At 61.4% G+C, this 12,636-nt stretch carries 11 protein-coding genes and 1 tRNA gene; 10 read left to right on the top strand and 2 right to left on the bottom strand.

Annotated features, from left to right (window positions below):
• Positions 1 to 94: 94 nt before the first annotated feature.
• Entirely contained in the window at positions 95 to 547 is a 453-nt protein-coding gene (locus MUU55_RS19045) for a paraquat-inducible protein A (RefSeq protein WP_244762350.1), read from the top strand.
• Positions 548 to 614: 67 nt separating this feature from the next.
• On the opposite strand, the gene sciP is transcribed toward MUU55_RS19045, so the two are convergent.
• Complete coding sequence (gene sciP / locus MUU55_RS19040; RefSeq protein ID WP_244762349.1) at positions 615 to 890, bottom strand: CtrA inhibitor SciP; 276 nt, start codon at positions 888 to 890, stop codon at positions 615 to 617.
• 437 nt (positions 891 to 1,327) lie between these two features.
• Between sciP and MUU55_RS19035 the strand changes: the two genes are divergently transcribed.
• From MUU55_RS19035 to MUU55_RS19020, 4 genes are all read left to right on the top strand, one after another.
• A complete protein-coding gene (locus tag MUU55_RS19035) occupies positions 1,328 to 2,077 on the top strand; it encodes a helix-turn-helix transcriptional regulator (protein WP_244762348.1) in 750 nt (249 codons plus the stop codon).
• Positions 2,078 to 2,297: 220 nt separating this feature from the next.
• Positions 2,298 to 3,494: a tRNA 2-thiouridine(34) synthase MnmA gene (gene mnmA / locus MUU55_RS19030; RefSeq protein WP_303277011.1), complete on the top strand. Its 1,197-nt coding sequence runs from the start codon at positions 2,298 to 2,300 to the stop codon at positions 3,492 to 3,494.
• A 133-nt stretch (positions 3,495 to 3,627) separates the two neighbouring features.
• Positions 3,628 to 3,704: transfer RNA gene (locus tag MUU55_RS19025), tRNA-Met, on the top strand.
• Positions 3,705 to 4,244: 540 nt separating this feature from the next.
• Positions 4,245 to 5,144 (top strand): helix-turn-helix domain-containing protein, encoded by a 900-nt coding sequence (locus tag MUU55_RS19020; RefSeq protein WP_244762347.1) that lies wholly within the window; start codon positions 4,245 to 4,247, stop codon positions 5,142 to 5,144.
• A 39-nt stretch (positions 5,145 to 5,183) separates the two neighbouring features.
• On the opposite strand, the gene MUU55_RS19015 is transcribed toward MUU55_RS19020, so the two are convergent.
• Positions 5,184 to 7,322 carry a TonB-dependent siderophore receptor gene (locus MUU55_RS19015; protein WP_244762346.1) on the bottom strand — a complete coding sequence of 713 codons (2,139 nt, stop codon included), beginning with the start codon at positions 7,320 to 7,322 and terminating at the stop codon, positions 5,184 to 5,186.
• Between the two features lie 280 nt (positions 7,323 to 7,602).
• Here MUU55_RS19015 and MUU55_RS19010 point away from each other — a divergent pair, with 280 nt between their 5' ends.
• From MUU55_RS19010 to MUU55_RS18990, 5 genes are read left to right on the top strand one after another with little or no spacing between them, the layout of a single operon-like run.
• Positions 7,603 to 8,598 carry an iron-siderophore ABC transporter substrate-binding protein gene (locus MUU55_RS19010; RefSeq protein ID WP_244762345.1) on the top strand — a complete coding sequence of 332 codons (996 nt, stop codon included), beginning with the start codon at positions 7,603 to 7,605 and terminating at the stop codon, positions 8,596 to 8,598.
• Positions 8,595 to 9,641 carry a FecCD family ABC transporter permease gene (locus MUU55_RS19005; RefSeq protein ID WP_244762344.1) on the top strand — a complete coding sequence of 349 codons (1,047 nt, stop codon included), beginning with the start codon at positions 8,595 to 8,597 and terminating at the stop codon, positions 9,639 to 9,641. The genes MUU55_RS19010 and MUU55_RS19005 overlap by 4 nt, the downstream gene beginning before the upstream one ends.
• 2 nt (positions 9,642 to 9,643) lie before the next feature.
• Entirely contained in the window at positions 9,644 to 10,678 is a 1,035-nt protein-coding gene (locus tag MUU55_RS19000; RefSeq protein WP_280519030.1) for a FecCD family ABC transporter permease, read from the top strand.
• Positions 10,675 to 11,523: an ABC transporter ATP-binding protein gene (locus tag MUU55_RS18995; RefSeq protein ID WP_244762342.1), complete on the top strand. Its 849-nt coding sequence runs from the start codon at positions 10,675 to 10,677 to the stop codon at positions 11,521 to 11,523. The genes MUU55_RS19000 and MUU55_RS18995 overlap by 4 nt, the downstream gene beginning before the upstream one ends.
• Positions 11,520 to 12,578 (top strand): DUF2218 domain-containing protein, encoded by a 1,059-nt coding sequence (locus tag MUU55_RS18990; protein WP_244762341.1) that lies wholly within the window; start codon positions 11,520 to 11,522, stop codon positions 12,576 to 12,578. The genes MUU55_RS18995 and MUU55_RS18990 overlap by 4 nt, the downstream gene beginning before the upstream one ends.
• Positions 12,579 to 12,636: the final 58 nt, after the last annotated feature.

Here is a 12,636-nt window from a genome sequence, read left to right as displayed (position 1 = left end):
GTCCGCTCCGGCAAGTCATGAGGATGTGAACAGTCCGTGCTGCATCGGAACGAAACGGATGCTATGCAGGGCGAACTCAAACGCGAAGCCTTTCATGATCCTCGTCGTTCCCGCCCTTCTGGTTCTTTCCAGCCTTTGCCTCGCCTTCGGCCTGGTTTTGCCGCTTGTCCGTTTCGAAAAGCTCTATTTCTTCGATGAGGCACCGTCGCTGATCGACATCGTCGTCTCGCTCTGGGGGCAGGGGAGCGGCGGACTGGCCGCACTTGTTGCGTTGTTTTCCATCGTCTTTCCGATCGTCAAGCTTTTCGGCATGGCGCTGGAGGCGACGGCCGCCGTGCAGACAAATGGCGGCAAGGCAAGCTGGCTTTCCCGGCTGCTGCCGGTGCTCGGAAAATGGTCGATGATGGATGTGATGCTGGTGGCGCTGGTCATCGTTGCCGCCAAGACGAGCGGCATGGCCTCCGCCTTCACGCAGCCCGGCCTGTGGTTCTATGCGGCGTCGGCGATCATGACGGGCCTTCTGCAGATGAAGCTCAGGCCGCATTGAGCCGCAGGGCGCAATAAAACAGCGGCCGCGTCAAACGCGGCCGCTGGGGTCTTGATCCAGAATGGGTCTAGTGGCGATACTGCTGGATGCGCGTGGTGCGCAGACCGGCAAGGCCATGATCGTTGATGGAGGACTGCCAGGACAGGAATTCTTCGACCGTCAGCGTATAGCGTTCACAGGCTTCTTCGAGGCTCAAAAGCCCGCCACGCACGGCGGCGACGACTTCTGCCTTCCGCCGAATCACCCAGCGCCGCGTGTCGGCTGGCGGCAAATCGGCGATCGTCAGTGGGCTGCCATCGGGGCCGATGACGTATTTAACGCGGGGTCGTATCAGTTCGGTCATTGGACTCTCTACATAAACTCAAGACCATATGCGGGAACTCTAGCCCGCCACATTTAAGATTTGCCTAAGCGCACACTAACAATTTTCTAATCTTTTGAGCGGCTTCGCACTTGGCGCTCGCCTCGCAAAGCATTGGTTTCCGCTACGTTGGGCAAAAGGCTCGTTCGCGGTCACCGCATGGGAGCCATGCAAATATTTCATTTCCATTTTATTCAAATACTGCTAATACGCCCCCAAATTTAAGGGGGCGGTATCGTGTCGATGCCACCGGAGCTCCCTGGAAGCATCCACATGAATTCCTTCCGCGCGCTGTTTCCCTTGGGGAACACGGCGGCTGTGGCGTTTTTTGACGCTGCCGCATCAGGGATGCTCCAAGATTTTCCGGACCGAGAATGCACACGAGCCCGGCGCGGCGCGCCGGCTGTTGGAAACGGAAAATGAGAGATCCAGACAACATGCTGCTGCAGCAGGGCTGGTCGCCCGAATTCTTGTCCACGGCGAATTTGGAGGCCGTGCAGACCGAATACGAAGTGCTGCACCTGATGCGCCAGTGCGCAAACCACTTCCGGTTCAGCCACTTTTTGGTCTCGCGCTTTCCGGCCAACGAGCAGCAGCGGTTTGCCGAGCGTCTGCTCGTCAGCAACTGGCCGGCCGATCTCGTGCGCAAATATGATGCGATGGCGCTGTTCCATATCAGCCGGCTCGCTATCGAAGCCGGCATGACCAAGCTGCCCATCCAGGGGGACAACACGCTTCTGGCGCCCTCTGACTGGGAAAACACCCAGGCCGGAAGCGCAATCGCGCTGGCCGAGAGCCACGGCCTGACATCATCTACCGCCTTCCTTCTGCATTCCACGACCGGTGATCCCTATCTGATGGTGTTTTCCGGTACGCGTGCTCCGCTTGCCCGCGCCGAGCTGACGGAACTGCATTTTACAGCGTTGCAACTGTTCGAATGCCTCGAAAAGACCTTTGTCGCAGCCACTGCCGGCCGGGAAAAGCTCTCGAGCCGCGAGGTCGAGTGCCTGCGCTGGGCGGCGGCTGGCAAGAGCAGCGACGAGATCGCCATCATCCTCGGCATCTCGGTCTATACGGTCAGCAGCTACTTCAAGAGCGCGACCCGTAAGCTGCAGGCGGTCAATCGCATGCAGGCGATCGCGATCGCGCTGCGCCTGCGTCTCATCTGATTTTCCTTTACGCTGTGATCTGCCCCTCCCGCGGACCGGAAGGGCAATCTCCTGCGTGGCCGGAAAGACGAGGTTTCCGGCCTTCTCTTGCTCTCGGTGCGGCAAGTTTCTATATGTCGCCCGAAGGACGCTCCGACATTGCGGAGCGCTGCAACGGCCGGTTTCGGCCCCAAGCCAAGGTGTGTCGTGGCAGAGGCCGCACCACCGGAACGGACCTCGCGTGAACAGTCTCGATTTCGATCGCAAGCCGGAAGATACCCGTGTCGTCGTCGCCATGTCGGGCGGCGTCGACAGTTCCGTCGTGGCCGGTATCCTGAAACGCCAGGGCTATGACGTTCTCGGCATCACCCTGCAGCTCTACGATCACGGTGCCGCCGTGCACCGCGCCGGCTCCTGCTGCGCCGGCCAGGACATCGACGATGCGCGCCGCGTCTGCGAAACGCTCGGCATCCCGCACTATGTTCTCGACTATGAAAAGCGTTTCCGCGAAACGGTAATCAATCCCTTCGCCGAAAGCTACATCGCCGGCGAAACACCGATCCCCTGTGTTGCCTGCAACCAGACCGTCAAGTTCGCCGACCTGCTGGCCACCGCCAAGGAATTGGGAGCCGACGCGCTCGCCACCGGTCACTATATCCGCTCGCGACCCAATCCGCAGCCGGACGCGCCGGAGCGCCGCGCGCTCTATCGCCCCGTCGATGCCGAGCGCGACCAGAGCTATTTCCTGTTCGCCACGACGCAGGAGCAGATCGATTACCTGCGCTTCCCGCTCGGCCATCTCTCTAAGGCCGAGACCCGCGCGCTCGCCGAAGAGATGGGCCTCGTCGTCGCCAAGAAGGCCGACAGCCAGGATATCTGTTTCGTGCCGCAGGGCAAATACACCGATATCGTCAACAAGCTGAAGCCGAATGCGGCTCTGGCCGGCGAGATCGTGCATATCGATGGCCGTGTGCTGGGCGGCCATGATGGCATCCTGCACTACACGATCGGCCAGCGCCGCGGCATCGGCATCGCGACCGGCGAGCCGCTCTATGTCGTCTATCTCGACGCCCGCTCGCGCCGCGTCATTGTCGGCCCCAAGGAAGCGCTGGAAACGCGCCGCCTCTATCTGCGAGACATCAACTGGCTCGGCGATGGCGACCTTGCGGCCGTGGCTGCCGGCGGCTTCGGCTGCTATGCCAAGGTTCGTTCCACGCGCCCGCCGCGCCCCGCTCGCCTCGCTTCCAACGAGCACGGCATTTATGTCGAGCTTTCCGAAGGCGAAGCCGGTGTAGCACCCGGCCAGGCCTGCGCGCTCTATTCGGGCGAAGGCGAGGACGCCCGCATCTATGGCGGCGGCTTCATCCAGCGCTCGGAACGGGAAGCGGCCGCCGAAGACGCGCTGAAGCGCATCCTCGCCACCCCGGCCGCCGCCTGAAAAGCCGGGTCTACCCAGGCCTTTGCGGACAAAGCGATTTTTCCTGCAAAGGTCGCTTGACACCCGCGGGAGCCGCCCCTTATAAGCCGCGCACCGGACGGAAAACGGACCACGGTCCAATCGTCCTTCGGTCGGCGGAGTAGCTCAGTAGGTTAGAGCAGAGGAATCATAATCCTTGTGTCGGGGGTTCGAATCCCTCCTCCGCTACCATCGAATTCTCCAATGAGTTTTTTCTATTTTTCGAGGGTGTAGCACTCCGCGAAAATCGCATATGCTCGGCAACCTGCCGCGTGATCAACGCTTTGAGAACGTTGATGCCAATCGTCTTCTCCATGTAGTTGTCCGGCTTCGCAGTCGGGTTGCGGCCGGTGTGGTAAGCTTATGCCTTGCGGCATGTCACGCTTGAGCGCTCCTATTGCGACCACCTGAGTGCCTGTCACGGCAATGGAGCCTGAGAAGATACCGAGATTGCTTTAGAGTGCCTGGCTCGGACTAAGGTGGCATCGCTTCGAATCCGGTCAAACGACCGGTATTCTCGGCGATGTACCGAGGCGTAGCCAGCGACCTCCTGCGTTTATGTGGGAGCGCTTCGGGTGAAGATTGCGCCGCTTTTTCGCTTGTATTGCTATTCTTCGAGAAACAAGATAAAACTTGTCAAGTTATTGGTCCTCATGCAGTCGTTTGGTTCGTAGAGTTCCAGTTTGCGACCTCGACAATTTCCCAAATTTACGGTGGAAGAAGTGATCTGAGATGGGCTTTTGGCATTCCATGTCATGGAAAACCGAAGGCATTCGGGTCACATCACCTGTGCAGTGGCGTCAATATGACGGGCTGGTCAGCGTTCTCTGGGAAGCGGAAAGCCAGGCGGGAGCCAGCGGCTATTATCTCGCCGACGATCCTCGCATCATGTTTTTCTTCAATGATGTTTCGTCGAATGTCCGCATTTCGAATGAGGACGACAATTTCGCGAAGAACTCTCGCCCCATGGCGCGGGCAGTCTATGTTCCCGCCGGTGTGCCGTTGTGGACCGGAAGCCAAAAGACCCACAGCTTCAGTCACCTCAATCTCCATCTTCATAGAGATCGGGTGCTTCGCTACCTGACGCCATCCGTCGGGACGTCTGCGGCGCAGACAGCGTTGCGCCGCCCGGTGGAACTGCAGGATGTGGCGGCGATCGATGCCCTGGCCAAGCTGTTGGCGGATGAGATCAAAAGTCCCTCCCGGCACGCGGTCTATGCGGAGAGCCTGATCGGCGGCATCGTTGCGGGTCTTCTGGATATTCCCTCGGAAAGCGAGGAGCGGGTCAGCGGCCGGCTGACGCAGGGCCAGATGAACAAGCTCCTCGCCCATGTCGATGATCTGGGGGACTATCGCATGTCCGTTGCCGACATGGCGGCGGTCGTCGGGCTGTCCGAAAGCTGGTTTGCAAATGTTTTCAAGCAGACGACGGGGTACACGCCTCTGCAATGGCAGCTTGGCAAACGGGTCGAGCGTTCGAAGCAGTTGCTTCGTGAAAGTGGGCTTCCCGTCGCCAGCATCGCCGCGCAGCTTGGCTTCTCCGATCAGGCGCATCTGACGAAGGTTTTCCGCCAGATCGTCGGGGAAACGCCTGCCGCGTGGCGGCGGATGCAGCAGCTGCGGCGTCCATGATATCCCGCCCGTCGAAGCGACGGGCGGGATAGGTCTTTCTTACCAAGTCTGGCGCAGCGTCGCGAGGATGGAGCGGCCCGGATTGTAGTAGACGGCCCCGGAATCCATGCTCGCCACATGCTTTTCGTTGAACACATTGCTGACATTCAGCTGGAACGTCGTGTTTTCCTGCACCTTGTAGGTAAAGGCGGCATCGAACACGACGGCGCTGTCCGATTTCTTGGTGTTTTCGATATTGGTGAAATACGCACCTGAATAGCGCGCACCGAGACCGAATGTCATGTCGCCGCGCCCGCCTTCGCCTTCCAGCGTATAGGTACCCCAGATCGAAGCGATGTTTTCCGGCACGCGCATCAGGCGGTGGCCGTCATTGGCGCCGCCCGGCTCGACGATCTTGCTGTCGATATAGCTATACGCGGCAATGATGTTGATGTTGTTCGTCACCTCGGCCTTGGCTTCGAGTTCGAAGCCGCGATGGCGGACCTTCTCGACGGTTTGCGGGATATAGGTCACCTGGTCGAAGACGGTGATGTTGCCCTTCGTCAGGTCGTATACGGAAGCGGTGATCAAGGCCGGGAAGGCATCCGGCTGATACTTGATGCCGATTTCATACTGCTTTCCGGTCGTCGGATCCGCGCCGATTGCCGGCGGGGCGACCGACTCGGCGTAGCTGATATAGGGCGCCAGCTCGTCGGTAATCTTGTAGCTTACGCCGAATTTCTTCGTGAACTCGCTGTGATCGGCGGCCTTCGTCGTGCCGGCCAGCAGATCCGTCTCGCTCAGATCAAGCCAATCGTTGCGCAATCCGGCACTTACGGTCAGCCTGTCGAAGAAGGTCAGATCCTGCTGCAGATAGATCGCCGTGGTCTGCTGGTCGTTGTTCACGCTGGCATAGGGCGGGATCGCGCCTGGGCCGCCTGAATAGATCGGGTTTTCCCAGTCGATCGACGGTGCTGACGTATAATAGCTGTCGCTGTAGGATTCGTATTTGTTGTAGGTGGCGCCGAGAAGCGTGCGGCTCTCGATGTCGTTGAAATTCGCTTCGTACATCAGGTGCGCGTCGATGACGAACTGCTCGGTCGATTTCTCGTTGCCGAAGAAGTAGCGGCCGGCAACCGTTGAGCCATCAGTCGGCGTGCTGCCGATATAGGCACTGCCGAAACCGTCGTTCAGATTGCTGTAGCGGGCATTGGAGCTGAAGCTCAGGCCGTTGCCGAAATCGTGGTCGAACAACACGCTGTAGCTGTTGCGGTTCGTCTCGCTGAAATAATAGTCCGGCTCGCCGAAGAACACGTCGCGGTCGAAATCCGTGCCGAGCGGGTGGCCACCGCTGCCTGGAACGCCGTCCTTGTCGAGATGGTCGAAGACGAATGTCAGGCTCGTGGCATCCGTCGGGCGCCAGGTCAGGCCACCCATGATGAAATTTTCGTCATTTTGGGAGTAGTCATATTCCGCGTCGGCGCGTTGGAATTTACCCGTCAGACGATAGGAGAGCGTATCGTCCTCGGTGATATTGTCACCGAAATCGAAACCCAGTTCCTTGTGGGCGAAGGAGCCGCCCGTACCATAGACTTCGCCGAAGCGCTCGCTCTTGGGTGTCTTGGTCACATAGTTGACCGAACCGCCCGGCTCGGCTGCGCCGAAGCTCGAAGAACTCGCACCCTTCAGGACTTCGATTCGCTCATAGGCATAGGGTTCTTCCCGAACGCCTGCGAATGTCCGGCCGATGGCGAGGCCATCCCGGAAGGTGTAGGGAGTAAAGCCGCGAATGTCGAAATAGTCAAAACGGTCATCCGAGCCGTAGAAGTCGGTCACGACGCCGGCCGTGTATTGCACGACCTGCTCGACGGTATCGGCAGCGCGCTCCTGGATTTCCTTCGAAGTGATGACGGAGACCGCAGCAGGCGCAACGAGGATATCTGTTGGCATCCTGCCGGTGCCGGTCGTCTGGGTCGCGACGATCGATTTCGAATCGTTCTGCGTGTTGAGTAGGGTCCCGCGGGATGTCTCGATCACGACCGCTTCCAGTGCTGTCGTCCCGTTCTCTGTCGTGGCGGCATCCTGCGCAAACGACAGGACTGGCGTCAGGGCGATAAGCGCCGTGCAACCGAGAAGACGCGCGTTTCGGAAGCGGATCGGCGTCCGTGTTGCGCAACGGCCTTTTTGATCGATATCCATGGTCATGTTCCAATTACGTAGCTGCTGATGCGACCGGGCCCCATGCGTCCGGCTGGCGAGGGCGCATGACGCCCCGTCCGACCGGTCCCCCGCCTGAAGGCCTTGTCCCGATGATCCGCTATTAACTGGAGGATATTTGTCTAGTATTGTATATTCCCCCGGTTTTGTACGATCCGCCGGAAATCTCAACGCACTTTCTTCGGATTGGCTGCTGCGCCGTTGACGTCGCGGAATTAAGCTGAGATTTGGGGTCAACTTATCGCATTGAATGGAGTGGATGATGAAGCGGCTTCGTTTTGCCGGGTTGGCAATGATGATCTTCGTTCTCATCTGCGCGGGCAAAGCCGCGTTGGCCGCCGAGAGCGCTTCCTACCCCATCAGCATCAAACATGCCTTCGGCACCACGGTCATTGAAAAGAAACCGGAGCGGGTGGCAACGGTCGCCTGGGCAAACCATGAGGTGCCGCTGGCGCTTGGCATCGTTCCCGTCGGCATGGCGCGCGCCAACTTCGGTGACGATGATGGCGATGGCGTTCTGCCGTGGGTCGCCGCGCGGCTGGGCGAACTCAAGGCCGAGACACCAGCCCTGTTCGACGAAGGCGACGGTATCGATTTCGAGGCAGTTGCCGCGACGCGCCCGGATGTCATCCTCGCCGCCTATTCCGGTCTGACGCAGGCGGACTATGACACACTGAGCGCAATCGCCCCTGTCATCGCCTATCCACAGGCGCCCTGGTCTACCGACTGGCGGGAGACGATCCGGCTGGACAGCGCCGGCATCGGCATGGCCGCGGAAGGGGAGGCGTTGATCGCCGGCATCGAGGCCGACATTGCCTCCGTGCTCGCCGGGTATCCAGAACTCAAGGGAAAGTCGGCGATGTTCATCACGCATCTGAGTTCCTGGGATCTCAGCACCGTCAACTTCTACACGACCAATGACACGAGGGTGCGGTTCTTCGCCGATCTCGGTCTCACCTCGCCAAAAAGCGTGGTTGAAGCCTCGCAGCCGGGCAAGTTCGCAGGCTCTGTCAGCGCAGAAGAGATCGATGCCTTCGACGATGTCGATATCCTCGTCACCTATGGCGACGGCAAGCTTTTTGACGCCCTGAAAGCCAATGCTCTGATGCTGCATATGCCGGCCGTGGCGGAGGAATCGATTGTCATGCTCGGCAACAATGCGGTCGGCACCGGCGCCAACCCGACCCCGCTCTCCATTCGCTGGGTTCTGAAAGACTATGTGACTCTGCTGAGCGAGGCGGCCAAGAAGTCGAAATGACCGCCGCCACGCTCAACACATCGAAGCCGCGGTGGTCGGCCGCATCCGGTTCCAACCGAACGAGAAGCCTCTGGCTGGCGGGGCTTTTCGTTCTTCTCGCACTGTTTGTGTTCCTCTCGGTCACGGTCGGAACACGCGATGTTGCCTGGGCTGATGTCGCGGCCGCACTCGGTGGCGCGCAAGACACGATCGGCCGCGCGGCGGTCGCGTTGCGTATTCCCCGGACATTGCTGGCCCTGATCGCAGGCGGCGCGCTGGGCCTGGCGGGGGCGATCATGCAGGGCGTGACCCGCAATCCGCTCGCCGATCCCGGCATTCTCGGCGTCAATATGGGCGCGTCGCTCGCCGTCGTCGTCGGTGTTGCCTGGTTCGGCATGTCATCCGTCTATGCCTATATCTGGACGGCCATCGTCGGTGCAGGCTGTGCCGCGATCTTCGTCTATGCCATCGGCTCGCTCGGGCGGGGCGGGGCGACGCCGCTCAAGCTGGCCCTTGCCGGAGCCGCGACCTCCGTCGCCTTCGCCTCCCTGGTCATCGCGATCGTGCTGCCACGCGGCGATATCGCCGGCGGCATCCACTCCTGGCAGATCGGCGGTGTCGGCGGCGCGACCTACGAGCGCCTTGTTCCGGTCCTGCCGTTCCTGCTTGCCGGCTTTGCCATCAGTCTCCTGTCGGCCAGAAAGCTGAATTCCCTCGCGCTCGGCGATGAGCTGGCCGCCGGACTTGGCGAAAACGTTGCGGTTGCTCGGGCCGTCGCGTCGCTGGGCGCCATTCTGCTGTGCGGCGGGACGACGGCGGTATGCGGGCCGATCGTCTTTCTCGGTCTCGTCGTACCGCATGTCTGCCGACTTGTGGTTGGCGTCGATCATCGTTGGCTGCTGCCATTCTCGGCGCTTGGCGGCGCCTGCCTGCTTCTGGCAGCCGACGTGCTGGGACGGATCGTCGCCCGTCCTGCGGAAATCGACGTCGGCATTGTCACCGCCCTGATCGGTGCGCCCTTCTTCATCTGGATCGTCAGGCGGCAACGGGTGAGGGATCTGTGACCATGCAGAACGCCACCATCGACGTCGTCATCGCCAATCGCCGGGAGCGGGTGCGTCGCTATGCCGTCGTGCTCGCCGGACTGCTGGCGCTCGTGGTGGCGATTTTTGCGGTCACCTTGTCGATCGGGAAGACCATCACGCCACCCGGCGAGGTCTTGCGGGTGCTGCTCGGCGAACCAGTGCCGGGCGCCGATTTCAGCGTGGGGCAACTGCGGCTGCCGCGCGCCGTCATGTCGGTCCTCGCCGGGCTTTGCTTCGGGCTTGGGGGCGTCGCCTTCCAGGTCATGTTGCGCAATCCGCTCGCCAGCCCTGATATTATCGGCATCACCTCGGGTGCCGGAGCGGCGGCGGTCTTTGCCATCGTTGTTCTGTCCATGAGCGGTCCGATGGTCTCGGTCTTCGCCATCGTGGCGGGGCTCGGCGTCGCGATGCTCGTTTACGGCCTCTCATTCCGCAACGGCGTCGCTGGCACGCGGCTCATTCTGGTCGGTATCGGCGTCTCGGCCATGTTGCAGAGCGTCATAGCCTACATCCTGCAATCCGCTCCCGCCTGGAGCCTGCAGGAAGCCATGCGCTGGCTGACGGGAAGCGTCAACGGCGCGCAGCTCGACCAGGCCTTGCCGCTCCTCTCTGCGCTCCTGGTGTTTGGGGGCCTTCTCCTCAGCCGCAGCCGCGATCTGGATGCTCTGCGTCTGGGCGACGATATGGCGGCAGCGCTCGGCACCCGCGTGGCGCAAACTCGCATGCTGGTGATCATCGCGGCCGTCGGCCTTATCGCGTCTGCTACCGCCGCAACGGGACCGATCGCCTTCGTCGCCTTCCTCTCGGGACCGATCGCCGGCCGCATCGTCAAAAACGGCGGATCGCCGCTGATCCCCTCCGCGCTGACGGGGGCAGCTCTCGTTCTTGCGGCCGATTACATCGGTCAGCACCTTCTGCCCGGACGGTACCCGGTCGGCGTCGTGACAGGCGCGCTCGGGGCACCCTACCTGATTTACCTGATCATTCGCGTTAACCGGATCGGAGGCACGCTGTGACCGATCATCTGCTCGTCGCCAGCGGCCTTTCGGCCGGCTACGACAACACCGAAATCCTCCACGGCCTCGACCTCACGGTGCCCCCCGGCAAGATTACCGTGATTGTCGGCGCAAATGCCTGCGGCAAGTCCACCTTCCTGCGCACCATATCGCGGCTGATCGTGCCGACGGCCGGCCAGGCGCTGCTGGATGGCAAGTCCATCCACCGCATGCCCTCGCGCGATCTTGCCCGGACACTGGGCCTCCTGCCGCAATCGCCGATCGCCCCGGAAGGCATAACGGTTGCGGATCTGGTCAGCCGCGGGCGGCATCCGCACCAGAGCCTGTTTTCCCGCTGGACGCGGCAGGACGACGAGGCGGTCGACAGCGCGCTTTCGGCCACAAAAACCTTCGATCTTGCCGAGCGACCGGTCGACGAGCTCTCCGGTGGCCAGCGCCAGCGCGTCTGGATCGCCATGGCGCTGGCGCAGCAGACGGATATCCTGCTGCTCGACGAGCCGACGACTTTTCTGGACATCAACCATCAGATCGAGGTGCTCGATCTCCTGACCGACCTGAACCACACGCGCGGCACGACCGTGGTCATGGTCCTGCACGATCTCAATCTCGCTGCCCGCTATGCCGACCATCTCGTCGCCCTCGCATCCGGCCGCGTGCATATATCAGGCACGCCCGAAGAGGTGCTGACGGAGGAGACCGTGCGGCAGGTTTTTGGCCTTGAAAACCGGGTTATCACCGACCCCATATCCGGCCGTCCCATCATGCTGCCGATCGGCCGGCACCGGATGGCCGCGGTCATCGATGACGAGACGGGCCGTCCGTCGCAACAGGAGAAACGCGCATGAACGAGATGTCGTCCTTCAAGCTTTCGGGCATTGCCGTTCCCAGCAATGCCGCCGGCATGCTCGACGAGATATGCGAGCACTTCATCGAACATGCCGATGTGGAGCGGACCGGCGACGTGGCCCTCTTGAAAAGCGGTGTCGGCCTCGCCCATATCCGCATCGACGCGAGCCGTCTGCTAATTGATCTCGACTGCCCGACACAGGAGGCATTGGAGATGAGCCGCACGATCCTTGCGGAACATCTCTTCTACTTCGCCGAGGACCAGCCCTTCGAATTGACGTGGTCGGAGCCGACCTCCCTGTCGGCGCTGCCGAACCTGCATGAAGTCAGGGTCGTTTCCGCCGAGGACGTGACGCCGCATATGCGCCGCGTCATCTTCTCCTGTGCGGATGTTACGCCTTTCGTGGGTGGCGATATGCATGTCCGCCTGCTGGTGCCACCGAAAGGCAGGACACCTGTCTGGCCCGGCTTCCGGGACGACGGCCGCATCGCATGGCCGGAAGGCGAGGATGCGCTGCTGGTGCGCGTCTACACAATCCGCGCCGTCGATGCCGACCGACGGGAAGTGTGGATCGACTTCCTGCAGCATCCCACCCCCGGTGTGGCAACGCCGGGCGCGGATTTCGCTCGCGACGCGCAGCCCGGGGAAGTGGCCGCCCTTCTCGGACCGGGCGGCGGCGATCTGCCGTCGGCGGGATCGATCCTGTTCATCGGCGATGAAAGCGCATTGCCGGCCATCGCCCGCATCGTCGCCGAGGTGCCGGCGGGAACGCGCATGCAGGCGATGATTGAAGTTCAGAATGAGGCCGAAGAACAGCCGCTTCCCACCGGCGGCATCCTCGACGTCCGCTGGCTGCATCGTGATGCCAAGGGTGAGCACGCTTCCGGTTATCTCCTAGGGGAGGCGAAGAAGGCCATCGCTAACTTGGAGGATGGAGCATTTGTATGGGCTGCGTGTGAAAGGGATGATATCCGCGCCATTCGAGCGTGCCTCAAAACACGTCAGCACGATCGCAAAAACATGTATGTCGCTTGGTACTGGGAGAGAGTATAGCCGTCAGCCTGCCACTTCATCGACCAGATCTAACTCGCTTTCGGCTCAAATCCGCCAT

It is taken from the genome of Shinella curvata (assembly GCF_022899935.1).
GTDB classification, from domain to species: Bacteria; Pseudomonadota; Alphaproteobacteria; order Rhizobiales; family Rhizobiaceae; genus Shinella; species Shinella curvata.
This window is presented reverse-complemented; position numbering and strand designations above follow the sequence as displayed.